The sequence below is a fragment of the Streptococcus sp. 27098_8_12 genome, from assembly GCF_041432115.1.
Taxonomy (GTDB): Bacteria; Bacillota; Bacilli; order Lactobacillales; family Streptococcaceae; genus Streptococcus; species Streptococcus parasanguinis_V.
The window spans coordinates 25,259-51,703 of the sequence record NZ_JAPVZA010000015.1 but is presented as its reverse complement, the minus strand read 5'-3'; the positions used below and the strand labels follow the sequence as shown (position 1 = coordinate 51,703).

Genomic DNA, 26,445 nt, shown 5'->3' with positions numbered 1-26,445 from the left:
CCTAGAAATTCCGTCCTGATTTGTTATAGCCATATTTTTCAACGAAATGCTCACGGAATTCTAAGAGATTGTTATCCATGATGGCTTGACGGACCTTCTTCATGAGGTTGATCAAGAAATACAAGTTGTGGTAGCTGGTCAAGCGAATGCCGAAGGTCTCATCTGCCTTGAGGAGGTGGCGAAGATAAGCTCGGGTGTAATTTTTACAAGTGTAGCAATCACATTCAGGATCCAGCGGTGTAAAGTCTTCTGCAAATTGCGCATTTTTCACTACTAGGCGTCCTTGGCTGGTCATACAGGTACCATTTCGCGCAATCCGCGTCGGCAAGACACAGTCAAACATGTCCACTCCACGAATAACGCCATCGATCAGACTATCTGGAGCTCCTACTCCCATGAGATAGCGAGGCTTGTTCTCCGGTAAGAGCGGAGTTGTGAAATCCAGCACCGCATTCATCTCTTCATGGCTTTCCCCAACAGCTAAGCCACCGATGGAATAGCCTGGAAAGTCCATGCTGACCAAATCTTGAGCAGACTGACGGCGCAAGTCTTCAAATCCAGCCCCTTGAACAATCCCGAAAAGACCTTGATCATGAGGACGACGGTGAGCCTTCAGGCCACGTTCTGCCCAACGACTGGTCCGTTCGATTGATTTTTTCACATAATCATAGGGCTGATAGAACTGCGGGCATTCATCAAAGGACATCATGATGTCGCTCCCTAGATTGTTTTGGATGGAGATGGCTTTTTCTGGAGAAAGGAACATCTTCGAGCCGTTGAGGTGGTTTTTAAAGGTTACCCCTTCTTCAGTGATGTTGCGGGTATCCGCTAATGAATAGACCTGGAAGCCTCCACTATCTGTCAAAATCGGCTGATCCCAGTTCATGAACTGGTGCAGTCCTCCTGCTTTTGCGACCAAGTCGTCCCCGGGACGAAGCCAGAGATGGTAGGTGTTGGCCAAGATAATGCCGGAGCCCATTTCCTTGAGTTCTTCTGGCGATTGGGTCTTAACGGTTGCCTGAGTTCCTACAGGCATAAACATTGGGGTCGGGAAGGTCCCGTGAGGGGTGATAATTTCTCCCAGACGAGCACCTGTATGCTTTTCTTTTTTGATTAATCGATATTGAATCGGTGAATCTGTCATGGTTACCTCCGTACTGGGAAAAACAGTCCCAGCCTTCTTATTCCTGTCACAGTTTTCCTGTGAGCACCTGTACGATTGTACCAAATTTTACCGGCTCTGTCACGGACTTATGTTATAATAAAAAGTACTACTATGAAGAGAGTGTCATCTATGAACCTTAAACTGATTCGCCTCCGGGCACGTACCATGCAAGTCCAGCAACCGGGCTTAGCTATCCTTTTTGCTCTTCCGGTCCTGTTGACCATTCTTGCTAACTTCCTCTTAAGTGGGCAAGATCTGGTCGATCTACTACCGGATATGACCTTGCAGCAAGCAAGTATCTACATGATCCAGCGACAGCTCTTTCCTTCCGTCGTCTCCTTTGTCATCTCCATTTTAGTGGTCGGTGCGACTTTTAGCTATTTAGATACGATTAATCCCAAGATTGAACACCGAACACGCGTCTTAGATATCTTTAAACAAGATCGCTTTACCTCTGTATTTGCCACCTTGATTTTGAAGCAAGCCGTCCTCTTTTTATGGGGACTCATCCTCTATGTGGGGAGTCTCATCAGCACCTACGCCAGCATTCGATTTTTGGCGATCTACGATAAGGTGAGCAACCCTAGCACTCTGAGTGCTTCCAGTCCTGAATTTCAATCTCTCATGCAACAAATGCCTCTGATGACTGCTGGCGTCGTACTTGGCCTGATCGGCCTCCTCTTTTACCTGCCACAATACTACAGTCTCAGCTTGGTCGAATTGATCCTCTATGAGCAATTACGAGACGGCGACTACAAGGGAGCCTTTGGAGTCCTTCGCCAAAGTCGTGAAACCATGAAAGGGTTCCGCAGCAATCGCCTAGTGCTCGATCTAACCTTGATTGGTTGGTACTTCTTGAATTACTTCACGCGCGATGTCATCGGCTTTTATACCATGCCTTACTTTATCAACTGCCAAATTGCCTTTTATGATCAAATCAAGCAGATCAAACAAGGGCCGCGCCATTTTACAGGCCATCCAAGCCATGAAACTGAATAAGAGTAAGAAGAAAACCCCAGCAAGCTGGGGTTTTCTTCTATGATCAATTGTTTATCATTTATAAACCGTATAGGGAGTCTCCTAAGATCAGTCGGGTGTGTTCCCGTTTGATACAGCGGTTCATGACGATATCTTCTCGTCCAGCTCCACGAAGGATTTCTTCTGCTTCTTGATTTTCCAGCTCCAATTGTGCCCAGAAAATTTTCGCATCCGTCTCAATAAAATCACGTGCCACATCTGGTAAAAACTCACTGCGACGATATACATCGACGATATCTACTGGGAAAGGGATCTCCTGCAAGCTAGCGTACACCGTTTCTCCAAGGATCTGGCCACCAGCTGCGCGGGGGTTGACAGGAATAATCCGATAGCCCCGCTCTTGCATCTCCTTACTGACACGATGACTGGTCGTATCTTCACGATCAGATAATCCAACTACAGCGATGATCTTGCTCGTTTCTAGGTAATGTTTGATAATGCCATCACTAGGATTGCGAAATGAATAAGCCATAAGAATCTCCTTTTTGTGTTTCTTGTCTTAAGAATTTATATGGTACTGGACGTGCTTGTGCGACTTCCATTTTATTTGGCTTCATACCATGTTTTGCCTTCATTTTCATCGGCTTCAAGTGGTACTGCAAGTTCGATAGCAGATTCCATGGTCTCTTTGACAAGTTCTTTGATCGCTGCCAGTTCATCACTTGGTACTTGCAGAACGATTTCATCGTGCACCTGAAGGAGCATCTTGGTCTTGTATGCTCCTCTTTCTAGCGCTTGGTCCAAGTGGATCATAGCAATTTTCAAGATGTCTGCTGCCGATCCTTGGATGGGTGAGTTGATAGCTGTCCGCTCCGCAAAGCCTCGAACATTGAAGTTGCGAGAATTGATATCTGGAATCTCCCGACGACGCTTGAAGAGGGTCTCCACATAGCCTTTGTCACGCGCTTCCCGTACCACTCTCTCCATATAGTCCTTGATGCCAGGGTAGCGTTTGAAGTAAGTCTCAATGTAGGCCTTGGCTTCTTTTCGACTGATCCCTAGGTTATTAGACAGTCCAAAGTCGGAAATTCCATAAACCACACCGAAGTTTACTGCTTTTGCATTGCGACGGTCGTTCGGCGTCACGTCTTCTGGTTTTTCAATATTGAAAACTCGCATAGCAGTCGATGTATGGATATCTGCCCCATGCTTAAAAGCATCAATCAAATGCTCATCTCCCGAAATATGGGCCAAGACGCGCAATTCGATTTGTGAATAGTCCGAACTCAGCAAGACACTGTTTTCCTCTTCTGGGACAAAGGCTTTACGAATGAGACGACCTTGTTCCAAACGGACAGGAATGTTTTGCAGGTTGGGATCCACACTGGACAAACGGCCTGTCTGCGTCAAATCCTGTACATAGCGGGTATGGATCTTCCCATCTTCCAAAATCCAGTCTTGAAGACCAATGACATAGGTCGATTGGATCTTAGCAATTTGGCGGTATTCAAGAATCTTAGACACAATCGGTGCAATTGGAGCCAGGCGTTCCAAGACATCAACAGCTGTTGAATAGCCGGTTTTGGTCTTCTTCGTATATTCAAGAGGAAGTTCCAATTTTTCAAAGAGGATGACCCCCAATTGTTTTGGAGAATTTATGTTAAATTCCTCTCCAGCAAGCTCATAGATTTCTTGAGTCAAGCGCTCCAAAACCACTTCGTTTTCCGCCTGCATGTCTTCTAGGGTCTGGCGTTCTACCTTAATCCCTGCGATTTCCATCTTGGCCAAAACAGCTGCTAGTGGTTGCTCCATATCATAGAGCAAATCTAGCTGGTCATGGGCTTGCAACTGTTCCACCATGGGCTCTTCGGTATCCAGTAGAACAGCGACTTTCCGTGCCAAATGCTCTAATAGGACCGCCTTCTCTGGGATAGCTTTTTTGACTCCCTTGCCATAAACGACTTCGTCCAGCGGCAGCGCAATCTGACTATAGAGACTCGCAATGGTTGAAATTTCATTGTCCTCTACGGTCGACAAGAGATACTTGGCCAATCGACTGTCAAACGCGGGATTTTGAAGGGAAATGCCCAAGTGGCTGAGCAAGACCTTGGCCCGCTTGAAGTCATAGACCTTGAGGGGCGTTTTTTCGAGAAATTCTTTGAAAATCGGTGTTTGTAAAAGACCAGTATCTGTACTCGCGTAGAGCTGACTTTTGGTCCCCCATGCGAAACCGATGATGGGTTCCGTATGGTAATTGTCCCCAAAAATCTCAAAATGGAAGAAACTATCTTCCGTGAGCATATCTGAAGTGACTTGCTCGACTTCTGTATAGTCAATGGCTACAGGAGCTGCTTCTTCTCCACTGAGATCCAAAGCCTGACGGAGTTGCTTGAAGCCCATCTCCTCATAAAACTTGGCGAGATTTTCTAGATGAGGGCCCGTATAGGTGATATCGTCCAGGCCAATTTCAATAGGCGCATTGGTATCGATGGTTGCGAGAGTCTTAGACAGATAGGCCTGCTCCTTGTCGTTGATGAGGTTTTCCTTCATCTTAGAAGCCTTCATCTCGTCGATATGCTCGTAAATGCCATCGAGAGAGCCGTATTCTAGGAGTAGTTTGATCCCGGTCTTTTCTCCGATCTTTGTGACACCTGGGATATTATCCGACTTATCTCCCATCAAGGCCTTGAGGTCGATAAATTGCTCTGGTGTCAGCCCCATCTTTTCTTTGAGGTAGGATGGAGTGAATTCCTCAAACTCCGCTACCCCTTTTTTAGAGATTTCAACCACCGTATTGTCATCTGTCAGCTGAATCAAATCCTTGTCCCCAGAGACAATGGTCACATCAAATGGCACCGAGCTAGTTTCTGCCATCTTATCTAGCGTCCCAATAATATCATCCGCTTCATACTGGGCCAGCTCATAATGGCGGATTCCCAAATGATCCAGTTGCTCACGAATGAAAGGAAACTGCTCACGGAACTCATCTGGAGTTTTTGCACGGCCCCCTTTGTAGTCGGCATACATCTCTGTCCGGAAGGTCGTCTTTCCTGCATCAAAAGCAACGAGGACATGGGTTGGTTGGATGCGCTCCAATAGATGGCTCAACATGAGGTTAAAGCCATAGACCGCATTGGTATGCAAACCATTGGCATTTTTGAAGCGATCAATTTGATGATAGAGTGCGAAAAAGGCACGAAAAGCGACGGAAGACCCGTCGATGAGTAGTAATTTATTCTTTTTTTCCATAGGCCTATTATACCACGAATCACAAGGTCTCTGGTACATAAAAACTCTACCCTTTCGGGTAGAGCCTTCTTTAGGAGTGTCTTATGAAAAATGAAGAGAAGTGTTTATTCGCCGTAACAAGAACCTTGTTGTGGCAATTTCTTAAAGCGTTTTGGATAATTAACTGAGATTTTCATTTTCTGTACCTCATTTCTTATTGGATGAGTACAGTATACAAGAGAAACCTAAACGATTCCTTATAGAAAGCTTCAAGAAAACTAAAAGCTGAGGCGCAAAACACGCGGTTGTTTTTTGCTGCAAGCTGGTAACTGAAGATGGAGCCCTGTCTCATCTTGGCTCCAAGAAAGGGGCTGATTTTCTCCAAGGAGCTCTAGCTTTTGAATGCGCGCATGAAGAATTCTCGGTTGCTTGAGATCATAGGCGAGAGACGGTAAGGTCAGCTCTTCTATCCTTCCACTTGGTTCCAGCTGGATAGCATAAAGAAAGCCATCACGCATGGTATAGCGGAAATCTTGGCTGGTATAGAGTGGCGCTTCTCCATCTGAGAAGGAACCTTCCTGGGCCTCGGTTGGTCCGTCCGATGACACCCGCCAAGGCCGACTCTGATAAATGGCTTCTCCATTTACCGCCAGCCAGTCCCCGATCTCTGTGAGGATGTCTCGGTCTTGCTCAGGGATGGTACCATCTGCCTTGGGGCCAATATTGAGCAGAAGATTGCCATTTTTTGCCACAACATCAACTAAATTTTGTAGCAATTCCTTACTGGTCTTGTAGGCTAGATCCTGGGTATAGCACCAAGAATTACGGGCGATCGCGGTATCCATTTGCCACGGAAAGGCTTGCGTCTCTCCGTATCCTCCCCGCTCCATCTCAACGATTCCTGAACCGAAAGGGAGGGCATCCTGTTTGTAACAAACAGCCACCTTGCGATCCTCTTGTGCTGCTAGATTGTAATAATAAGCCAAAAAGCGCATCAAGTAGGGACGGAAACTCTCATGCTGGATCCACCAGTCAAAATATAGGAGCTCTGGTTGGTAGTCCCGCACCAGTTCACAGGTTCGCAAAAGCCAATCTTCCAAGAATTCTTTGCTTGGATAAGGCTTGGAAGTCAGATCAAAATGATCCTTGGGCTCTGGCTCCGCTGGCCAATAAAGACTGTCTCTTGGGACTTCCTGCGAAATGTCACTGACGAATTCCTTGCCATGTGAAAAGAAAAACTGGTGCTCTGCCCGGTGAGAAGACGTACAGAAGTGCAGGCCACGTTTTTCTGCTTCCTCCCTCAACTCCCCTAAGACATCTCGTTTCGGCCCCATTTCTAAGCTATTATAAGGCGAGAGAGTAGAGGCATACATCTGAAAACCATCGTGGTGCTCCGCAACTGGGAAAAGATACTGAGCTCCCGCTTTTTGAAAGAGATCTAGCCAAGATGCCGGATCAAATTGATCGGCTGTAAAAAGAGGAATGAGATCCTTGTAGCCAAAGATAGCCTGGTCTCCAAAATGCTCTCGATGATAGTCATAGCAAGGATTCCCTTGGATATACATATTTCGCGAATACCATTCCGAACCAAAGGCAGGTACACTGTAGACGCCCCAGTGGATAAACATTCCAAATTTGGCATCCCGATACCAATCTGGACAGACTTGATGGCTAAGAGAGTCCCAGGTTGGTTCAAAAGGACCTGACTGGATGACTTGATCAATCTCTTCAAGGCTTATCATGCTCTTCTCCTCTTTTCTTGTTACTACCTCTATTGTAACGAGAAAGCCTCGTTTGTAAAGACCAACGAGGGGAATGTTTAAAATAGTAGACAAAGAGCTTGATCTAGGAGAATCAAGCTGATGATGAATGGAATGAAGCTTCTAGCCCTTCACTGCTTGAGAAATAAAACGAGCAATGGCGTCTGTCTCCCCTTGGTGGAGAGCCTTAACGATTTTGGACCCCACAATAACCCCATCTGAGACCTTGTTGAAACGGTGAACATCCTCCATGCTGGAAACTCCAAAACCTGTTAAAACAGGAATAGACGCTATTTCATGTAATTGGGCCAAATGGTGATCCAAATCATCTCGATAGCTACCAGCTTTCCCCGTCACTCCATTGACAGCAACGGCATAGATAAATCCTTCTGCATCTTGGATCAATTTCTTCTGGCGCTCGATTCCTGTGGTTAAGCTCACAAGCGGCACCAAAGCGATGTCTTTATCCACTAATAAAGGCTCTACCAGATCCGCATGCTCATGAGGGAGATCCGGAATAATCACTCCCTTGACCGCTGTTCCTTCTACATCTCTAAAGAAGTTTTCGAGCCCATATTGGAACAAGGGGTTGAAATAGGTCATGATGACCAAAGGAACAGTTGTCTCTAAGTGCTGGATCGTTTGCACCAGTTCCTCTGTCGTCGTCCCATGGGCTAAACTTCGTAGTCCCGCCTCTTCAATCACAGGGCCATCTGCCACCGGATCCGAAAAAGGAATGCCAACCTCAATAGCTGAGACACCAAGCTCCTCCAAAAATTGGATGGTTTCCTGCAAACCTGCTAAGCCTTTTTCATGATCTCCTGCCATAATATAAGGAACAAAGATCCCTTGCTGCTGGTCTTTCAGCTTTTGTAAATGCTCTGTCAAGGTCTTTCCCATCTTACTCTCCCCTCTCTTGTTCTAGGCGGTCTTTGACTTGTACCACATCTTTATCCCCACGACCTGATAAGCAAACGATCATGGATTTTTCAGGCCCCATTTCCTTGGCCAATTTCACCGCATAGGCAATAGCATGGCTCGATTCTAGAGCAGGAATGATCCCTTCTACTTTTGAAAGCAATTGAAAGGCTTCTAGGGCTTCTTTGTCTGTCACTGGCACATAGGTCGCCCGCTTGATGTCATGGAAATAAGAATGCTCTGGCCCAATCCCTGGGTAATCGAGACCTGCTGAAATCGAGAAAGCTTCTAAAATCTGTCCATGCGCATCCTGTAAAACATCCATCAAGGCACCGTGAAGGACTCCCGGACGCCCCTTGGTCAAGGTTGCTGCATGCTGGTCTGTATCTACTCCAAGTCCAGCAGCTTCCGCCCCATACATGGCGACAGACGCATCCTCAACAAAAGGATAAAAGAGCCCAATGGCATTCGATCCGCCTCCTACACAGGCTAGGACGGCATCTGGCAGCGCCCCGTCATTTTGCTCTGCAAATTGGCGTTTAGCTTCCCTCCCAATGACACTTTGAAAATCACGGACAATCTCTGGGAATGGATGAGGTCCTAGAGCAGATCCCATGATATAGTGGGTATCCTCCACATTTGCTACCCAGGCTCTAAGGGCAGCATTGACTGCATCCTTGAGGACACGCGACCCATCTGTTACCGATTGAACCTTGGCGCCCAACAACTCCATCCGAAAGACATTGAGGGCTTGGCGTCTGACATCTTCTTCCCCCATGTAGATGGTACATTCCATATCAAATAAAGCAGCAGCTGTTGCCGTTGCAACACCGTGCTGTCCAGCCCCTGTTTCTGCGATGATCTTCTTTTTACCCATTCGGTGTGCCAGCAAAACCTGTCCTAGGGCATTATTAATTTTATGAGCCCCTGTGTGGTTGAGGTCTTCTCTTTTAAGAAAAATCTTGGCTCCGCCGACATACTTGGTTAGATTCTTAGCGTAATAGAGCGGTGTTTCCCGACCGACATATTGTTTCAGAAGCTGATCCAATTCGGCTTGAAAAGAAGGATCTGCTTGACTTTCTCTGTAGGCTTTTTCTAATTCTAAAACTGCTGTCATCAAGGTTTCAGGGACAAAACGTCCTCCGAACCGCCCGTAAAATCCGTTTTGATCTGGTTGTTTATATGCCATGCTTGACCCTTTCTATAAATCGTTTTATCTTTTCTTGATCTTTTTTTCCATTTGTCTCGATCCCACTGGATACATCCACCGCATAAGGATGAAAGAAGCAAATAGCATCTGCTACATTGTCTACCGTCAAGCCTCCTGCAATAAAGAAGGGCTTTGTAACGTTTTGACTTTCGAGTTCTTGCCAGTTAAAAGTCTCTCCACTTCCTGCTACAGGAGCATCAAAGAGCAGATAATCGGCACCGGTCTCAGGAAGTGCTGCATCTTTCCCCACTTGAACAGCGCGAATCGTTTGTTGGGGAAACTCTTGCAAGATGGCATCATCCATCGATCCATGCACTTGTATCAGGTCCAAGCCCACAACTTGGCAAGCTTGCTCCACTTCTTCTCTTTGTGGTGATACAAAAACACCGACTTTTTGAACCCCCTTTGGAATCCCTGTAGCCAACTCCCGGGCTTGCTCCAGCGTCACTTGCCGTTTGCTTGGTGCAAAGACAAAACCAATGTAGTCTGCACCAGCTTCAACAGCTGTCTGGACAGCTTCTGGAGTGGACAGTCCGCAAATTTTAACCTTTGTCAATCTGCAACTCCTTTACTTTTTCAGCCACATTGTCTGCCTTCATGAGGGCTGTCCCAACGAGAATACCATTAAAATAAGGAGCCAGCATACGCGCGTCTGCTGCTGTGAAAATAGCAGACTCAGAGATGTAGACCGGTTCTTGTTCAAAATTGGTCGCTAATTCAAGGCTAGTATGGAGATCTGTCTCAAAGGTCACCAAGTTGCGATTATTGACCCCTATGATCTGAGCCCCAATCCGGTGAGCAACCTCTAGTTCTGTCAGATTATGGGTCTCCACCAAGACCTCCAGGCCAAGATGGGTCGCAAACTCATAGAGTTCTTTCAGACGAGCCTCTGATAAGGCTGCAACAATCAACAAGATCACGGTCGCCCCTGCATTTCGCGCCCGAATCACTTGTTTTTCATCCACAATAAAATCTTTATTGAGGGTGGGGATACGCACCTGACTAGATATTTCCCGGAGATACTCGATACTGCCCTTGAAAAACACTTCATCGGTCAAGACAGAAATCATCACGGCCCCATTTTCTTCGTAAGTCTTAGCCTGCGCGACGATATCCACATCGACATGAATATCTCCCAGACTCGGGCTAGCCTTTTTCACTTCCGCAATGACCTGAAGCTTTTCTGGATGACTCTTTAGGTAATCATACAAGCGGTAGGTCTCGCGCAAAGGTTGGAGCTCCTCTTCCTTCATCGCAGCCACTTCACGCGCCTTTTCCTTTAGAATCTTTGGCAAGAATTCTTGACTCATTTTTGATACTCCTGTAATAATCTCAATTTCTCAAGGGCAGCCCCACTGGCAATCACTTCACGTGCCAAGGCAATCCCCTCCTTGATAGAATCTACTTTGCCGTTGGCATAAAAACCAAGGCCAGCATTCAAGACAGTCACCTCTAAGAAGGGACTCGCTTCATTCTTCAAGACACTGAGCAAAATTTCCGCATTGCGTTTGGCGTCTCCACCTCGTACTTGATCAATTTCGATGCGCTCCATTCCAATATCTTCTGGTTGAAAGCTGGATAAGGTAACCTGTCCATCTTCCAGAACAGCGAGCTGGGTTTCCCCATCAAGGCCTGCCTCGTCCAAGCCTTGTGGGCCACTCACCACCACTGCGCGTTTTCGACCCAAATTCTTTAGAATCTCCGCCGTACTTTCCAGCATATCTGGACGACTGGTTCCCAATAGCTGGGTTTCTAGAGGAATCGGATTGATAAGAGGACCGGTTAAGTTCATCACTGTTGGAACCCCTAGCGCCAAGCGAGCGGGCATAATATAGCGCATGCCAGGATGCAGGTTTTTAGCAAATAGAAAGACAATCCCCGCCTTTTCAAACACTCGTCCCAAGTCTTCTGGACCCAAATCAAGGTTAATCCCTAGAGCTTCTAATACATCCGCAGAACCAGATTTAGAAGAGATCGAACGATTTCCGTGTTTCGCCATCTTGATGCCACCACCAGCAAGGACGAAGGCAGCTGTTGTTGAAATATTGAAACTATACGAACGATCGCCCCCCGTTCCACAATTGTCCATTGCTCCTTGAACTTCTGTAGGAATAGCGACTGCATAGGCCTGCATCACTTTTGCAATAGCTGTCCGCTCTTCAATAGTTTCTCCCTTCATTTTGAGACCTAGAAGAAGGGCCGTCACCTGTGCTTCTGAAGCACGACCAGCAACGACTTCCTCCATGGCCGCTTCTAACTCTGCACCGCTAAGATCCATGCCTTCTGCTACTTTTGCAAGCACTTGTTTCATCTTCCGCTCCTTGACTAGTTTGACAAAATTTTCGATGGTCTTGAGCCCATCTGGCGTCCCGATACTTTCTGGATGGTATTGAAAACCATAAATCGGTAAGCTGCGGTGTTGAATTCCCATAATGGCTTGATCATCCGTCGTCCGAGAGGTAATGACAAAATCCTCTGGCATGTCTTCAATCGTCAGCGAATGGTAACGCATGACTGGGACTTCTTTTGCGACACCCGCGTATAGAGGAGAGGGAGCTTCTAGCTGTATCTGGCTTTGTTTGCCATGCATGACCTGTGGTGCCAATCCCAAGCGCCCTCCAAAAACTTCCGCAATCGCTTGATGTCCCAGGCAAATCCCCAAGATTGGTTTGACCCCTGCGAAATCTCGGATCATCTCCTCCATCTTGCCCGCATCCTTTGGCCAACCTGGACCTGGAGAAAAGACCAAGGCATCTGCTTCTTGGGCAACCTGGTACAAATCCGGATCATCATTTCGAAGCACCTGGACCTCATCAAATTTTCCGATATACTGTGCTAAATTGTAGGTAAATGAATCGTAATTATCGACTAATAAAATCATCCTTCTTCTCCAATCCTAGTCATTGATTTTGCCTTATTGACGGTTTCTTGGTATTCATTTTCAGCGATCGAATCATAAACAATTCCTGCTCCAGCCTGCACATAAGCCTTCTTATTTTTGAGGATCATGGTTCGAATCGCAATAGCAAAATCGAGATCCCCCGTCACAGAGAGATAGCCAATAGCACCCGCATAGACGCCTCGTTTTTCTTTTTCTGCTTCATAGATTCGCTTCATGGCTCGAATCTTGGGAGCACCCGAAACGGTCCCCGCTGGAAGAGTTGCCTTCAGAGCCTCAATGGAGGCTAGTCCAGGAAGCAATTGACCCTTGACCACACTCGTCAGGTGCATCACATAACGGAAGAACTCCACCTCCATATATTTGGTCACTTCAACCGACCCATTTTGGGCGATACGCCCAATATCGTTTCGCCCTAGATCCACCAACATCCGGTGTTCTGCGACTTCTTTTGGATCCCCTGCCAAATCAGCTGCCAATTGCCGATCAGCCTCTTCATCGATCCCTCTTGGACGCGTGCCAGCAATAGGATTGGTTGTCACCACTCGATCCTTGACCGACACCAGACTTTCTGGACTAGCACCGATAATTTGGTACTCCCCAAAATCATAAAAGTAGAGATAATTCGAAGGGTTGGTCACGCGCAAATTGCGGTAATAATCCAATGGTTTACCTGAAAAATCAGCTGAAAAACGTTGACTAAGCACGCATTGGAACATATCCCCTTTTCGAATATAGTCCCGCGCTAGGGCCACCATTTCCTCAAACTCTTTTTGCTCCAAATGATTGTGGAAATGAAGCGCATGCAGGTCCTTGTCCTGAAACTCTTCTTTTGCAGGTCTTGCCAATTGTGCTAATACTTGCTCCAAGCTCGACGTTTGCTCTGCTTCACTCCGTCCACTATAGAGGTTCTCTTCCACCACATAGACCTTTTCCTTTTTGTGATCAAAAATCACATAGCTCTCATATAAGAAAAAGTGAAGATCTGGTGTGCCGATCGTATCTTCAGGAATGGAACCAATGTTCTCATAGAGGCCAATCAAGTCATAGCCGACAAATCCAATCGCCCCACCGTTAAAAGGAAGCTCTTCAGAAGTTTTCGTTTTGACCGTGATGCGATTCAAAAAGTCCAAAGGATCCTCTTCAACAATTTGATCATTGTAATAGAGGACGCCATTTTCAAACTTGACTTCACTGACTGGCCGATAGGCTACAATTGAAAAACGCGCATTCTCTTTTTCACGAGGGATCGACTCCAAGATCATTTTATGGGGCGCATCCAAACGCATATAAGCCAAAATTGGACTCAACACATCAGCAGATAAAACTTTTTTCATATCAGAAACCTCTCTTCTAGAACTCTTTTATTCTAATAAATTCAACCGCACCTTGGCTTGCTAAGGCGATCACGGTTATCCCACGCTCTATTTCCGCTTTGGGATCAATGTGCACGCTTGCTAAGGCACATAGAAAAGCCCTCACACAAAAACTGTGTGAGGGCGTAGTGTCCGCGGTGCCACCTCTTTTATAGGGAAAAATAGCTGGTCTTTCCCTACATCTCTATCTCCTCTATCAAGGAGTTGCACGGTAAGGGGTGCCAACCGAATTCACATGGGTTAGAATTCATTGATAACAACAGTCCAATTTTCATCAGTCGCTATTGCTTGTTCACAATTCCCACAAGCTCCCTGAAAATAGCTGACTCATTACTTTTCTGTTGCTACCATTATAACCCTTTTTCTTAGAAAGTCAATAAAATTTTTAGTCTTTTTTTATACTTTTTTCTACACTTATTTAATAAAATCAGCTCAAAGAGCCCTAGCGGCCCGTCCTTTTTATCCCAACAATAGGATACTCAATAAAGCTAAAATTGCAGGACCACCTTGGGTCAAGATAATCTTTTTATTGGCTGTCATCGCACCGTAGGCCGCAGCTCCAATAATAAAAAGCACAAAAATTGTAACAACTTCACTATTTTTAGAAACAAACAATCCATACAAGAGAAACACACCAATCAAGGCATTGTATATCCCTTGATTCTTAAATAAAGAGGTCACAGATGGGCGAGCGAGTTCTTCTTTATCCATGTTGAAAACCCGACTTGTGGTATCAGATGTGGTTCTGATGCTCTCCAAATAAAAAATATATAAATGCTCCAGTGCAGCAAGACTTGCTAAAATAATCGTCAGTAATGACATCGTAGATTCTCCTTTTTATTCAACTGTTATTTGTTCAATGCCAGATACTAATTTGTCCAGCAGGTAAGAAAATTGCTCTTGTTCTTGAGCAGTCAAAATCCGACTCATCTGTTCTTTCACCGCTACATGATGGCGAGGGGGATGTTTGACCAAACGATTATAGGCCGTATCCGTCAAATGAATTAAGATTTCCCGCTGGTTCTTTGGATTTCGACTCCGATGGACAAATCCTTCCTTTTCTAATATTTTGAAATGCCGGGTTAAAGCCGCTGGATCAATCTGCAAGCGCTCCTGAACCGCGATCTGATTGCAAGGCGCTTGTTCTAACAAATCCTGCAAGATTTGGTAACGCGTTAAGCTAATCCCTAGGCGCTTTTCAAATAACTGTGTAGTTGATTGATCTGCCAAGCGTAGTTGGTAGAGCAAATCATTTATTTCTGCCATATTCCTTCTCCAAATTATTTTTGATGCATCAATAATTGATTAGTCAATCATAAACTTTTTCTTCCATCCGGGCAAGAAAAAAAGCTGGCACTGTTTTTTCGCACAAAAAAAGCCGCCTGATTGGGCGACTCTTAGGGAGATTATTATGAAAAAGAAAAGTTTTAGGATTTTTCTAAACAAAGTTAGGAGGTCTTTGTTTATGGTTCTATTATAGCGGACATTTCTTAAAGAAAGCTTACGACTTTATTTCAAAATGAAAACAATCTCTTTACAGATTCTTTTCAGCGTTTAAAATAGCTGGAATATCTAGTAAACTTTCCATCTGATAATTACCTTCATAGTCAGACGTCAAGAAATTGATACTCTGAATCTGGCTATTTCTTGCAAAGTCAATATCCAGGCTCCGATCCCCAATATAGTAGATCTTTTCCGGATGCAACCCGTACTTCTTCATCAGATAAATGGCTGCTTCTGGGTTAGGCTTGCGTGCAAAACCACTTTGACTGGTCAAAATCTCTTTAAAAAAAGATTCCAAACCCAAGTCCCGTAGGATGACCAAGGCATTCTCTCCCTTATGGGTATAGACAAATTGTTCTATACCAGCATCCTTCGCCCAGGACAGGACATCACGCGCCCCCTCCATCAGAAGGACCTGGGCATTTTTCTCTGCTAGACTTTCTGCTCGGCGATGATTTAAGTCCGTCACATCCAGTTGATACTCTGCTGCCACCGCTACTAAAAGATCTTGAACCGAATGCTTCAAGATATAGTCTTTAATACTCGCTCGGTCAAACGGAAGCTGATAAGATGCATAAGTCTCCTCAAGACCCGCCAGAATAGCATCATAGGAATCCAGCAAGGTCCCATCCAAATCCCAAATAAAAGCTCGTTTTGTCATTTTCTCTCTCCTACTTTTCGTCTATAAAGCTGACTCAAAAATAGCCAGCGAAAGCCATTATCCAGCAGCGTCCCCGTCCAGACCCCTGGAAGACCCAAGCCAAGGGTTACTCCAAGCAGATAACCGGCTCCAATTCGAATGACCCACATGCCAATGGTCGTTGCATAAAATGGAAGTTTCCCATTTCCTAAGCCTTGCCAAACAGCAGTATAGATGACTGTTCCTGCTGTAAAGGGTGTTCCTAACAAAGAAAAGAGGACAACCGATAGGCTAGCTTCTACCGCTTTCGCATCTTGTGTGTAGAGATGGGTCAGAAGGGTGCCCCCGAAAAAGATACCCAGAGCAATGGGCAACATCAATACAAAGGACAGCCAGTAAGACTGCTTTCGAAGGCGGTCAATCTGCTCAAAATCCCCTTCACCGAGGCTTCGTGCTACGAGCATGACCGTCGCTGTGGCCACTCCAAACACCGGCATGTAGTTAAACTGGGTCAAGGTCTCTCCGATGGCATTTCCGGCGACTGCCTCAGTCCCAAAAGCAACCACGATCGCAATGATCACCACATCTCCAGCTCGCATCATCAGCCGTTCTCCGGCAGCTGGAAGCGCTAAGTTCAAGAGCTTACGATCCAATCCCCAACGAAGGGGGGCAAAGGGTAACTGGACTTTTTGCCACAAGAGGATGACCCCAACCAGACGGGCTAGCACAGTCCCCAAAGCTGCTCCGACAATGCCCCAACCAAAAAGGAAAATAGCCACAGAGGAGAATAAAGCATTCAAAACATTGGTCAACAAGCTGACATACATGGGAATACGTGGATTGTTGGCCACCCGAACCAAGGAGCCCAAGGTCGTCATCAATCCTAAGAGAACAATGGTCCCGCCGACCAAGGAAAGGTAAATCCCCCCACTTTCGGCGACTGCAGCTTCCGTTCCCAACAGCGAAATCATCTGGCGTCCAAACAACAGCGAAGCCCCTCCTAAGAGAGCACTCACCAACAAGGTCACCTTTAGGGACTCTGTCGCATGGTAGGCAATGTGGTCTTGATTTTTTTCACCCAAGCTTTTAGACATGACACTGGCAACTGCTGCACCCAGTGCCAAAAAGATGGCTTGATAGATGGTGATGATGTTTCCTGCGACGGAAACACCTGAAATGGCAACCAAGCCCAGGTGAGCCACTAAATAAGAGTCCACCATGCCCATCAGCATTTGTAAGAAATTTTCACCCATGGCAGGAAGGGCAATGTTTAAGATTTTTTTGTATGAATTCATGAGTATATAAAAGAGCCAAACGGCTCTTTTGATCTTTCTAATAGGGAGAATTACAGTCCCAAGTACTCTTCTACGGCTGCTTGCATGTCTTTAGCAGCTACGCTTGTACGATGGCGAACCGGCGCAGTTTCAAGACCGTCTACAGCCGGTGGCACAGGAACACCTGAGAGGGTGTGCAATTTGGCCAAGGCTTCGAAATCGCCTAGACCTGTCTCGCCCGTCACCGCTTCTACTGCCACAACTGGGAATTTATAAGGACTTGCTGTAGAGGCAATGACTGTTTTAGCAGCATCCCCTGTTTGGGCCCGGTATTTTTGATAAACGGCTGATGCTACAGCTGTATGAGGATCTTCGATGTAATCAGACGCTTCATAGACCCGCTTGATCTCTGCAGCAGTTTCTGCTTCATCTGCGTATGCAGCCGCAAACAAATCTAAGATATCTGCATCAAAGTCGGACAATTGGTATTGACCTGTTGCAACGAGGCTTTCCATCAACTCTTTGGTCTTTGTGGCATCATTGCCTACCAAGTGGAAGATCAAGCGTTCCAAGTTTGAAGAGACCAAGATATCCATCGATGGACTAGTGGTTACTTTGAAGCTGCGTTTCTTATCATAGACACGTGTTGTAAAGAAGTCTGTCAAGACATTGTTCTCGTTTGACGCACAGATCAATTTTCCAACTGGAAGACCGATTTGTTTGGCATAGAAAGCTGCCAAGATATTTCCAAAGTTTCCTGTTGGGACGGTAAAGTTGACTTTTTCTCCCGCTGTGATTTGGCCTGTCTTCACCAATTGCGCATAGGCGTATACGTAATAGACAACCTGAGGCACCAAACGACCAATGTTCATAGAGTTGGCTGATGAGAATTGCATCTTGTTGGCTGCTAATTTTTCACGGAGCGCCACATCATTGAACATATGTTTGACATTGGTTTGGGCATCGTCAAAGTTTCCATCGATCGCGATGACATGGGTATTGTCCCCAGTTTGAGTGGTCATTTGCAATTCTTGCACCTTGCTGACACCGTCTTTTGGATAAAAGACGATAATTTCAGTACCTGGAACATCGGCAAAACCTGCCATGGCAGCTTTACCAGTGTCCCCGGATGTCGCTGTCAAGATGACGATTTTATTTTCCAAACCGTGCTTTTTAGCTGCTGTTGTCATGAAGTAAGGCAAGATCGACAAAGCCATATCTTTAAAGGCAATGGTGGAGCCGTGGAAAAGTTCCAAGTTGTATTGCCCATCGAGTTTGACAAGCGGAGCAATGGCTGGCGTATCAAACTTGCTGTCATAGGCATGAGAAATACAGTAGTCCAATTCTTCTGCCGTAAAGTCATCCAAAAAGGCTGACAAGACAAGCTTAGCCACTTCTTGGTAAGAAGCGTCTTTGAGGGTGTTAAAATCTAGCTCCACTTGAGGATAATAGACCGGAGTAAACAAGCCGCCATCTGTTGCCAAACCTTGAAGGATGGCTTGACTAGCTGTTACAGTATTTTTTTCGTCTCGTGTTGATTGGTAAACTAATGTCATGACTGTTTCATTCCTTTACTAGTAGTCTTCTCATTATATCATAAATGTCAGAAAATTTAACGGCTTTTCGCCAAATCTTGGCAAAGGTCGGCAAACAGAATCAAAATAAAAGAGAGCAGGAGCAACCATTTTGCCCCTACTCCCAGATAAATCTTGTCTCCCCTTGTCTTTCCCGTTCGATCAAGCCAATCCCAACTCTGCTAAAACAGATGGGAAGTCTTTCTTCAAGCTTTCAAGAGCTACCGTTACTTCTTGACGAGTTTGGTTGTTTTTCACAGTGACTTGACCACTTTCAACCTCACTGCTTCCTAAGGTAATCAAGGTTTTGGCCGCAAAGACATCTGCTGACTTAAATTGTGCCTTAAGCTTACGTCCAAGATAGTCACGTTCTGCCTTGAAACCTTGGACTCGAAGAGCTTGAACCAAGCTAAGCGCTGCTTCATTGGCCTCATCTCCTAGAACGGCAATATAAGCATCTAATCCTTTTTCGATCGGTAATTCAATGCCTTTCTTTTCAAGAACGAGAAGGATCCGTTCCACACCGATACCAAATCCAAAACCAGCTGTCGCAGGGCCACCGAAGTATTCCACCAAACCATCATAGCGACCACCCGCACAGACAGTTAATTCATTGCCTTCAATTTCTGTAATAAACTCAAAAATCGTGTGGTTGTAGTAATCCAAGCCACGCACCATATTGGTATCGATGACATAGGCTACCCCCAAGTCTTCCAACATCCGACGAACCGCATCAAAATGCGCTTGGCTTTCTTCATCTAGATAGTCTAGGATGGAAGGAGCCTGTTCAACCGCCACCTTGTCTTCTTTTTCTTTTGAATCCAAGACACGAAGCGGATTTTCTTCTAAACGACGTTGACTATCCTTAGACAATTGATCCTTCATTGGCAAGAGATAATCAATCAAGGCTTGACGATAAGCCTGACGACTGGCAGGGCTTCCCAAGGTGTTCAAGTGCAAGGTCACATTGTCAATCCCTAATTCTTTCAGGAATTGCGCTGCCATGGCAATGGTTTCGACATCCGTTGCAGGATTGCTTGATCCAAAGCATTCTACCCCAATTTGGTGGAATTGACGCAAACGACCTGCTTGAGGACGCTCGTAGCGGAACATTGGGCCTATGTAATAGAACTTACTTGGTTTTTGTACCTCAGGCGCAAAGAGTTTATTTTCTACATACGAGCGGACAACAGGAGCTGTTCCTTCTGGACGAAGCGTGATATGACGGTCTCCCTTGTCATAGAAGTCATACATTTCTTTGGTAACGATATCCGTCGTATCCCCTACTGAACGGCTGATGACTTCATAATGTTCGAAGATCGGTGTGCGGATTTCATCATAATTGTATCGCGCAAAGACCTTGCGTGCAAAGCCTTCTACATATTGCCATTTCGCTGAATCGCCAGGAAGGATATCCTGGGTCCCTTTTGGTTTTTGTAATTTCATAGCCTTCATCCTTTGTCTTACTTTTGCCTCTATTTTACCACAAATTCGAAGAGAAATGGAGGCTGGACCGCATTTCCTTTGTCCCACACGTTTAAATCATCGTTCTCTTCTTGCCTTATCAGCCGAATTATGAGAAAATGGAAGCCATACTACACTGAAAGGATCTTGCGATGAGAGAGGATATCAAAATCAATGACCGCGCCCTCGCACTAGAGAAGTCGTTAATCGAAAAATTGGAGCTTGTATTTGATACCGATGTTGAGTTAGATGTCTATAACCTAGGACTGATCTACGAGATCCATCTAGATGAAGCCGGTACTTGCAAGGTGGTCATGACCTTCACCGATACGGCTTGTAGCTGTGCTGAGAGCCTTCCGATTGAAATCGTCGCTCGCCTAAAAGAAATTGAGGGGATCGAAGATGTCAAGGTTGAAGTGACTTGGTCACCCGCTTGGAAAATTACACGAATCAGCCGATACGGGCGCATCGCCCTTGGCCTTCCGCCACGATAATAAGCATTGCCTTTTTAAAAATGTAGTCAACTAATGAAGGAATGCCTCTTTGGAAATCCAATCCACAATAAAAAAACGAGGAACACCAGCTCTGCCATCAGAGTTTGTTCCTCGTTTTTTATGATGATTAAATCCATTAAACTTTTTCAACACCAGAACAAACTAAGCCTCGTCAGCTTTTGGTTCTGGAAGAATTTGATACAACACGATTCCTAGAATCGTTGAAGTTGCCACACCCGTGATTTGAAGACCACCGAGGTCAATCATCAAACCACCGATCCCTGATACCAAGATCACACTAGCAATCAAGAGATTCTTTTTATTATCAAAATCAATCTTATGTTCAACTAAAATTTTCAAACCGCTAGCAGCGATAACCCCAAAGAGGGCAATAGACAACCCTCCCAATACAGGAGTTGGAATAGAGTGCAAGAGTGCTGATAGCTTCCCAATAAAGCTCATGACAACCGCAATCACTGCTGCGCCTGAAATAACATAAACTGAGTAGACCTTACTAAGGGCCATAACCCCAATGTTTTCCCCATAAGAGGTTACTGGAGGAGCTCCAAAGAATCCGGCAATAATCTGTGCCAAACCATCACCAGTAAGCGTATGGTCAAGCCCTGGATCCTTGAAGTAATCACGTTCCGTCAAACTATTTAAAACCATGAGGTGACCAAAATGTTCCGTCATGGTCACAAAGGCAATCGGAGCCATGGTCAAAATCGCACTTGGATAGAGCTTAAAGCTATAATCCACAAATGGAATGTCAAAGTTTGGAACTTGAATCCAATGCGCCGCACTGACCTCTGAGAAATCGATAAAACTATGTCCTGTCAGCAAACCAAGAGCCACTGAGAAAATATAGCCCACAATTAATCCAAGTAAAATTGGGACGACACCGACAATCTTCTTGCCATACATATTAAATAGAATAACTGCAAAGAGGGTCACCATCGAAATCAATAGAGCATAGCCGCTATAGCTTTTATTTAAGGTTGTCGCATCAGTGACGGCATTCTTCGCAAGACTCAAACCAATTACCATGATAATGGGACCAACCACGATTGGTGGAAGGACCTTATTAATCCAGTCTTTCCCCGCATGCTTAACAATCAGAGCCACAAACAAGTAGACCAAACCACCCGCCATGGCACCTTGCGCAACTGCCGCGATCCCATCTGTTTTCATCAACATCTGCATAGCAGCAATATAAGCAAAACTGGACCCCATGTAGGCAGGAATCTTATACTTGGTCACTGTCAAGTGAGCCAAAGTTCCCAAACCAGATGAGAAGAGGGCGATGGCAGGATCAATTCCAACCAAAATCGGCACCAGCACTGTCGCCCCAAACATGGCAAACAAATGCTGAAATGACAAACCAAGCAATAAACCAGGTTTTGGCATATCAGATACATCATATTTTACATTATTCACGATCGTAAAAACCTCCTAAAATTCAGATGCAACGGCTTGTAGCTGGACAAAAATATCTACCTTCGATGAGCAAATTGTAAGCGAGCGCTTCATGCTCCATCATCGGCGATTTCTTTTTTATCAAACCACTTTTCAATATACAAAAAAATCCCCCACAACAAGGAGATACACAAAATATAGGCTGGTCTTCCCAGGCCTTTCATTTCCATAGCTCCTTGCCTGCCTCTCTGGACAGTATTAAAGGATTGATTCGATTAGTCACAATTATAGCAAATTATAGACGGATTTACAAGAAAAAATGACAGATGATACACTCAAATCCCCCAAAAAGTAATATTCATACGTTTCAGCGACAGGGTCGAAAATAGCCACTTTGAGCCAAAAAAGAGGCTGGACAAAAGTCCCAGCCTCTCAATTATTTTTGGATTGTCGAGCAAGACGCAGTGGTTGAGTGGAGGTGGGACGACGAAATCGAATTCTAACGAATTACCGATTTCTGTCCCACTCTCTCTTTGGACAAAGTCGTCCTTGTAATTACTGTTTACCAGACTGTTCCATATTCCAGAAGTCGGTCACGGCACCACGTGATGCTGAAGAAACGATATGGGCGTATTTACCCAGAACCCCACGGCTATAGAGTGGTGGCAAGGTTGTTTCAGCCTTGCGTTTTGCTAACTCTTCGTCTGAAACGTGCATGGTGATTTCTTTGGTATCTTGGTCAACTGTCACCATGTCCCCTGTGTGGAGGTAGGCGATTGGGCCACCAACCTGAGCTTCAGGTGCGATGTGTCCGACAACGAGACCGTAAGTCCCACCTGAGAAGCGTCCGTCTGTCAAGAGGGCCACCTTGTCCCCTTGGCCTTTTCCAACGATCATAGATGACAAGGACAGCATTTCCGGCATACCAGGACCACCCTTAGGACCAACGAAACGAACAACAACAACGTCGCCATCCACGATTTCATCTGAAAGAACGGCTTCAATGGCAGCTTCTTCCGAGTCAAAGACCTTAGCAGGACCCGTGATGTTGCGGACCTTCACCCCTGATACTTTGGCAACCGCCCCTTCAGGAGCCAAGTTCCCTTTCAAGATGATCAATGGACCATCCGCACGTTTTGGATTTTCAAGTGGCATGATGACTTTTTGACCTGGTGTCAAATCAGCGAAGGCTTCCAAGTTCTCAGCTACTGTTTTACCAGTACAAGTGATGCGATCCCCGTGAAGGAAACCATTCTTCAGAAGGTATTTCATGACAGCTGGCACACCACCGACATTGTAAAGGTCTTGGAAGACATATTTCCCTGAAGGTTTCAAGTCCGCCAAGTGAGGCACGCGCTCTTGGAAATCGTTGAAGTCTTCCAGCGTCAAGTCCACGTTAGCTGCGTGAGCGATCGCAAGCAAGTGAAGGGTCGCATTGGTGGATCCACCGAGCGCCATGGTCACTGTAATCGCATCTTCAAAGGCTTCGCGAGTCAAGATGTCAGATGGCTTCAGTCCCATTTCCAGCATTTTCACAACTGCACGACCTGCTTCTTCGATATCGGCTTTTTTATCAGCTGATTCAGCAGGGTGAGAAGAGGAACCTGGCAAGCTCATACCAAGGACCTCGATTGCTGTCGCCATTGTATTGGCAGTATACATACCACCACAACCACCAGGGCCAGGGCAGGCATTACACTCAAGATCTTTCACTTCTTCAGCAGTCATATCACCATGGTTCCATTTTCCGATCCCTTCGAAAACAGAAACCAAGTCGATATCTTTTCCATCGAGATTCCCTGGGGCAATAGTCCCACCGTAGGCAAAGATCGCTGGGATATCCATATTGGCAATGGCAATCATCGAACCAGGCATGTTCTTATCACAGCCCCCGATGGCTACAAAGGCATCGACGTTGTGACCACCCATAGCAGCTTCGATAGAATCCGCAATAATATCACGTGACGTCAAGGAGAAGCGCATCCCTGGTGTCCCCATAGCGATCCCGTCCGCAACCGTAATGGTGCCAAATTGGACCGGCCAAGCACCTGCATCTTTCACACCTTCTTTGGCCAATTTTCCAAAATCATGAAGGTGGATGTTACAAGGGGTATTTTCCGCCCATGTCGAAATCACTCCGACAATCGGTTTTTCAAAGCTTTCATCGGTCATTCCCGTCGCGCGAAGCATGGCACGGTTGGGAGATTTTACCATGCTATCGTAGACACTACTACGATGGCGTTTGTCTAATTCTGTCATGTCATTCCTCTCGTTACATTTTTTACCATTATAGCATAAAATAGGCCACAAAGATAGGCATGGACTTTGGAGAAACAGACAATAGAAAAGTTTCTTTCAAAAATTTCAATTTTTTTGTCAAGTAACTTTACTTTACAAAAAACTTTTGTTATACTGTTAAAGTTGATGAAAATCAAACCTAATTGAATTTATATCTTAAAAGGAGAAAAACGAAATGGCAGTACCTGCACGTCGCACATCAAAAGCGAAGAAAAACAAACGTCGTACGCACTACAAAGTAACAGCTCCATCTGTAAACTTTGACGAAGCAACTGGAGATTACTCACGTTCACACCGTGTATCACTTAAAGGATACTACAAAGGACGTAAGATCGCTAAAGCTGCATCAGCTGAATAATAGAAGGGAGATACCATGCGCGTAAATATTACACTTGAACACAAAGAATCTGGTGAACGCTTGTACCTTACTTCTAAAAACAAACGTAACACTCCAGACCGTCTTCAATTGAAGAAATACTCACCAAAACTTCGCAAACACGTCGTGTTTACTGAAGTTAAATAATAGGTCATTACGTTTCAGTAGAAACGAAAAAGCCTTGATTTAACGCGATTCTTGAATTTTCGAATTTCAATGTATTGCAATAAAAATCAACCGAATGACTACATTTTTGACTACATTTTTTGTGAAATAAATTAGATGTTCGGATATATAAGAGACACCCTAGTTCAAATGAACTAGGGTGTTTTTTATAAGCTAAATCAATAATTTTCTTATGTAGATAAATGAATTATTAGATTAGATCATGAGATAATAAACAGGAAGAACTAACTTCACAACAAAATTAAATGTAGTAACCCCTTCAATTTCTAGAAAATTGATTTTGAACTAATGTAGAAATACTGTAGTATAATGGGTTTAAAGAATTCATAGTGAAAAATCAATAAAGTAGGATGGACATATCATGAAAAATTATGAAGATGAAGATTTAAAATTAGATTTAGAAAATTATTTTAAAGAAATTATCCCCCAAAAAGACGTAGAGATTTTTTACTTTAAAGATAAGAAAAAATTTTTAGAACAGTTTAGCCCTTGGCATCAAGATAAAGGTGGCAATCTGATTAATGACTTTATAAAACAAGTTGAGACTTCTAATACAACTGAGGACTTCTCTTGGCTGAAGATTCTACCGGATGACTTAAAAAAAGAAATAGAAAAAGAAGGTAGACATTTAAATATGCGCTACCAAATTCCAACTCATTTTCATGGAGATATAGATACAGCTACTATTTTCCACTGTTTGGAAAATCCTAGAGGCTATTTAGGGGATTATCAAGATAATCAAATTGATAAAGGTCTTGAGGAAACAAGCCTAAAAGGATACTATGGAAAAACCGAGATTTTGATAGCAGATACTGAAAAAAAGAAAACTATTAAAAATATTAAAAAGATCTTAAAAGGATATAAAGAAAAGGAAGTTGATATTAAATCAATTATAGAAAGAAGATATAAATTAAAAAGTATTAAAGACGTTAAAGATATCATTTATAGTAATCAAAGCAATTTAATGAGTGAAATTAAACATATGTTTGAATTAGAATCTAAGTTTGATTTCAAAAACAAGTCTAAAAAAAGTCAAAAAAATCTATTAGAAAATTATTACTATTTAAGAGAGTATTATTCTCAACTCATTCAGAAAAATAAGGTATTAGATTTTATAGAACTGGAAGGAAAGCAAAAGGAAATTGAAAAGATCGCTCAACAAATATGTAATTTAGAAATTTATCCTTTTTCATGTGCTCAACCTGATTTAGGTGAAAATGGCATTGGTGAAAAAATTATTCTCAATTCAGACTTATCTAAGTTGGCTGCGTTCATTGTACTAAGAAGAATATATAAATATTTAAATAATAAGAAATCACAAAAACCAGTTTTTGTTTTTCGTAAATATGATGCAGCATGGGAGAAATTGTTTAGAAAATTATTTAAAGAAGCACAGGATGAAGATTTTGCTAATAAAGTTATGGAAAAACTAGAAAATAATTTCTTTTACTGTCAGTTACGACCAATAGGAGGAGGAATAACCGATGGAAATGTGATATCAGTTCCAAACTATAGAAAATTTATGGATATGAAAGAGTCTGCTTTTGATGAAATTACAAAATTACTACCTCGAATTGATGTAAAAATAATTGAAAAAGATAGCTTATAGCCCAATGGAAAAATTACAAATAAGCAATACGTCTAAAATCAAAAAAGAGCAATATTGCTCTTTTTAATATACGTATA

General features: G+C 44.3%; 23 protein-coding genes and 1 pseudogene. 5 read left to right on the top strand and 19 right to left on the bottom strand.

Annotated elements, in window-relative coordinates:
- Window position 1: 1 nt before the first annotated feature.
- Window positions 2-1,144 carry a tRNA guanosine(34) transglycosylase Tgt gene (gene tgt, locus O3629_RS07350; RefSeq protein ID WP_371608975.1) on the bottom strand — a complete coding sequence of 381 codons (1,143 nt, stop codon included), beginning with the start codon at window positions 1,142-1,144 and terminating at the stop codon, window positions 2-4.
- A gap of 150 nt (window positions 1,145-1,294) precedes the next feature.
- Here tgt and O3629_RS07345 point away from each other — a divergent pair, with 150 nt between their 5' ends.
- Window positions 1,295-2,164 (top strand): DUF975 family protein, encoded by an 870-nt coding sequence (locus O3629_RS07345; protein ID WP_371608974.1) that lies wholly within the window; start codon window positions 1,295-1,297, stop codon window positions 2,162-2,164.
- A 58-nt stretch (window positions 2,165-2,222) separates the two neighbouring features.
- Here the strand turns inward: O3629_RS07345 and O3629_RS07340 are convergent, their stop codons facing one another.
- The 16 genes and pseudogenes from O3629_RS07340 to hisS form a co-directional block, all read right to left on the bottom strand.
- Window positions 2,223-2,675, bottom strand: coding sequence for a CoA-binding protein (locus O3629_RS07340; RefSeq protein WP_021154247.1), 453 nt, complete (start codon window positions 2,673-2,675; stop codon window positions 2,223-2,225).
- Window positions 2,676-2,746: 71 nt separating this feature from the next.
- Window positions 2,747-5,392, bottom strand: coding sequence for a DNA polymerase I (gene polA, locus O3629_RS07335; RefSeq protein ID WP_371608973.1), 2,646 nt, complete (start codon window positions 5,390-5,392; stop codon window positions 2,747-2,749).
- Between the two features lie 257 nt (window positions 5,393-5,649).
- Complete coding sequence (locus O3629_RS07330; RefSeq protein WP_371608972.1) at window positions 5,650-7,113, bottom strand: alpha-L-fucosidase; 1,464 nt, start codon at window positions 7,111-7,113, stop codon at window positions 5,650-5,652.
- Window positions 7,114-7,254: 141 nt separating this feature from the next.
- Window positions 7,255-8,031, bottom strand: coding sequence for a tryptophan synthase subunit alpha (gene trpA, locus O3629_RS07325; protein WP_371608971.1), 777 nt, complete (start codon window positions 8,029-8,031; stop codon window positions 7,255-7,257).
- 1 nt (window position 8,032) lies between these two features.
- Entirely contained in the window at window positions 8,033-9,238 is a 1,206-nt protein-coding gene (gene trpB, locus O3629_RS07320; RefSeq protein WP_049506843.1) for a tryptophan synthase subunit beta, read from the bottom strand.
- Window positions 9,228-9,815 (bottom strand): phosphoribosylanthranilate isomerase, encoded by a 588-nt coding sequence (locus O3629_RS07315; RefSeq protein WP_049506841.1) that lies wholly within the window; start codon window positions 9,813-9,815, stop codon window positions 9,228-9,230. The genes trpB and O3629_RS07315 overlap by 11 nt, the downstream gene beginning before the upstream one ends.
- Window positions 9,802-10,569 (bottom strand): indole-3-glycerol phosphate synthase TrpC, encoded by a 768-nt coding sequence (gene trpC, locus O3629_RS07310; protein WP_201089603.1) that lies wholly within the window; start codon window positions 10,567-10,569, stop codon window positions 9,802-9,804. Before trpC ends, O3629_RS07315 begins: the two co-directional genes overlap by 14 nt.
- The gene (gene trpD / locus O3629_RS07305; protein ID WP_371608976.1) at window positions 10,566-11,570 is read right to left on the bottom strand and encodes an anthranilate phosphoribosyltransferase; all 1,005 of its coding nucleotides are present in this window, start codon (window positions 11,568-11,570) and stop codon (window positions 10,566-10,568) included. The genes trpC and trpD overlap by 4 nt, the downstream gene beginning before the upstream one ends.
- Window positions 11,571-11,579: 9 nt before the next feature.
- Window positions 11,580-12,140 (bottom strand): annotated as a pseudogene (locus O3629_RS07300) (aminodeoxychorismate/anthranilate synthase component II); the annotation flags it as partial.
- A complete protein-coding gene (trpE, locus tag O3629_RS07295; RefSeq protein ID WP_201089607.1) occupies window positions 12,137-13,495 on the bottom strand; it encodes an anthranilate synthase component I in 1,359 nt (452 codons plus the stop codon). The gene trpE and the pseudogene O3629_RS07300, both read right to left, overlap by 4 nt.
- 498 nt (window positions 13,496-13,993) lie before the next feature.
- A complete protein-coding gene (locus O3629_RS07290; protein ID WP_003009544.1) occupies window positions 13,994-14,356 on the bottom strand; it encodes a DUF1304 domain-containing protein in 363 nt (120 codons plus the stop codon).
- A 15-nt stretch (window positions 14,357-14,371) separates the two neighbouring features.
- Window positions 14,372-14,800, bottom strand: a complete 429-nt coding sequence (locus tag O3629_RS07285) for a MarR family winged helix-turn-helix transcriptional regulator (protein ID WP_003009542.1) — start codon at window positions 14,798-14,800, stop codon at window positions 14,372-14,374.
- A 268-nt stretch (window positions 14,801-15,068) separates the two neighbouring features.
- Window positions 15,069-15,698 (bottom strand): HAD-IA family hydrolase, encoded by a 630-nt coding sequence (locus O3629_RS07280; protein ID WP_155168348.1) that lies wholly within the window; start codon window positions 15,696-15,698, stop codon window positions 15,069-15,071.
- A complete protein-coding gene (locus O3629_RS07275) occupies window positions 15,695-16,972 on the bottom strand; it encodes an MATE family efflux transporter (RefSeq protein ID WP_155168346.1) in 1,278 nt (425 codons plus the stop codon). The genes O3629_RS07280 and O3629_RS07275 overlap by 4 nt, the downstream gene beginning before the upstream one ends.
- A 50-nt stretch (window positions 16,973-17,022) precedes the next feature.
- Window positions 17,023-18,507 carry a threonine synthase gene (thrC, locus tag O3629_RS07270; protein ID WP_371608970.1) on the bottom strand — a complete coding sequence of 495 codons (1,485 nt, stop codon included), beginning with the start codon at window positions 18,505-18,507 and terminating at the stop codon, window positions 17,023-17,025.
- Window positions 18,508-18,687: 180 nt separating this feature from the next.
- On the bottom strand, window positions 18,688-19,971 hold the full coding sequence (gene hisS / locus O3629_RS07265) for a histidine--tRNA ligase (RefSeq protein ID WP_070586643.1): 1,284 nt from the start codon (window positions 19,969-19,971) through the stop codon (window positions 18,688-18,690).
- A gap of 170 nt (window positions 19,972-20,141) precedes the next feature.
- On the opposite strand from hisS, the gene O3629_RS07260 reads away from it, so the two are divergent.
- Window positions 20,142-20,483, top strand: coding sequence for a metal-sulfur cluster assembly factor (locus tag O3629_RS07260; protein WP_013904437.1), 342 nt, complete (start codon window positions 20,142-20,144; stop codon window positions 20,481-20,483).
- A gap of 162 nt (window positions 20,484-20,645) precedes the next feature.
- Here O3629_RS07260 and O3629_RS07255 read toward each other — a convergent pair whose 3' ends face one another.
- Both O3629_RS07255 and ilvD read right to left on the bottom strand, forming a co-directional pair.
- Window positions 20,646-21,920 (bottom strand): uracil-xanthine permease family protein, encoded by a 1,275-nt coding sequence (locus O3629_RS07255; RefSeq protein WP_371608969.1) that lies wholly within the window; start codon window positions 21,918-21,920, stop codon window positions 20,646-20,648.
- 534 nt (window positions 21,921-22,454) lie between these two features.
- A complete protein-coding gene (ilvD, locus tag O3629_RS07250; RefSeq protein ID WP_247923734.1) occupies window positions 22,455-24,158 on the bottom strand; it encodes a dihydroxy-acid dehydratase in 1,704 nt (567 codons plus the stop codon).
- 214 nt (window positions 24,159-24,372) lie between these two features.
- On the opposite strand from ilvD, the gene rpmF reads away from it, so the two are divergent.
- From rpmF to O3629_RS07235, 3 genes are all read left to right on the top strand, one after another.
- Complete coding sequence (rpmF, locus tag O3629_RS07245) at window positions 24,373-24,555, top strand: 50S ribosomal protein L32 (RefSeq protein ID WP_003009516.1); 183 nt, start codon at window positions 24,373-24,375, stop codon at window positions 24,553-24,555.
- A gap of 15 nt (window positions 24,556-24,570) precedes the next feature.
- The gene (gene rpmG / locus O3629_RS07240; protein WP_001265622.1) at window positions 24,571-24,720 is read left to right on the top strand and encodes a 50S ribosomal protein L33; all 150 of its coding nucleotides are present in this window, start codon (window positions 24,571-24,573) and stop codon (window positions 24,718-24,720) included.
- 400 nt (window positions 24,721-25,120) lie between these two features.
- Window positions 25,121-26,368, top strand: coding sequence for a hypothetical protein (locus tag O3629_RS07235; protein WP_371608968.1), 1,248 nt, complete (start codon window positions 25,121-25,123; stop codon window positions 26,366-26,368).
- Window positions 26,369-26,445 lie beyond the last annotated feature (77 nt).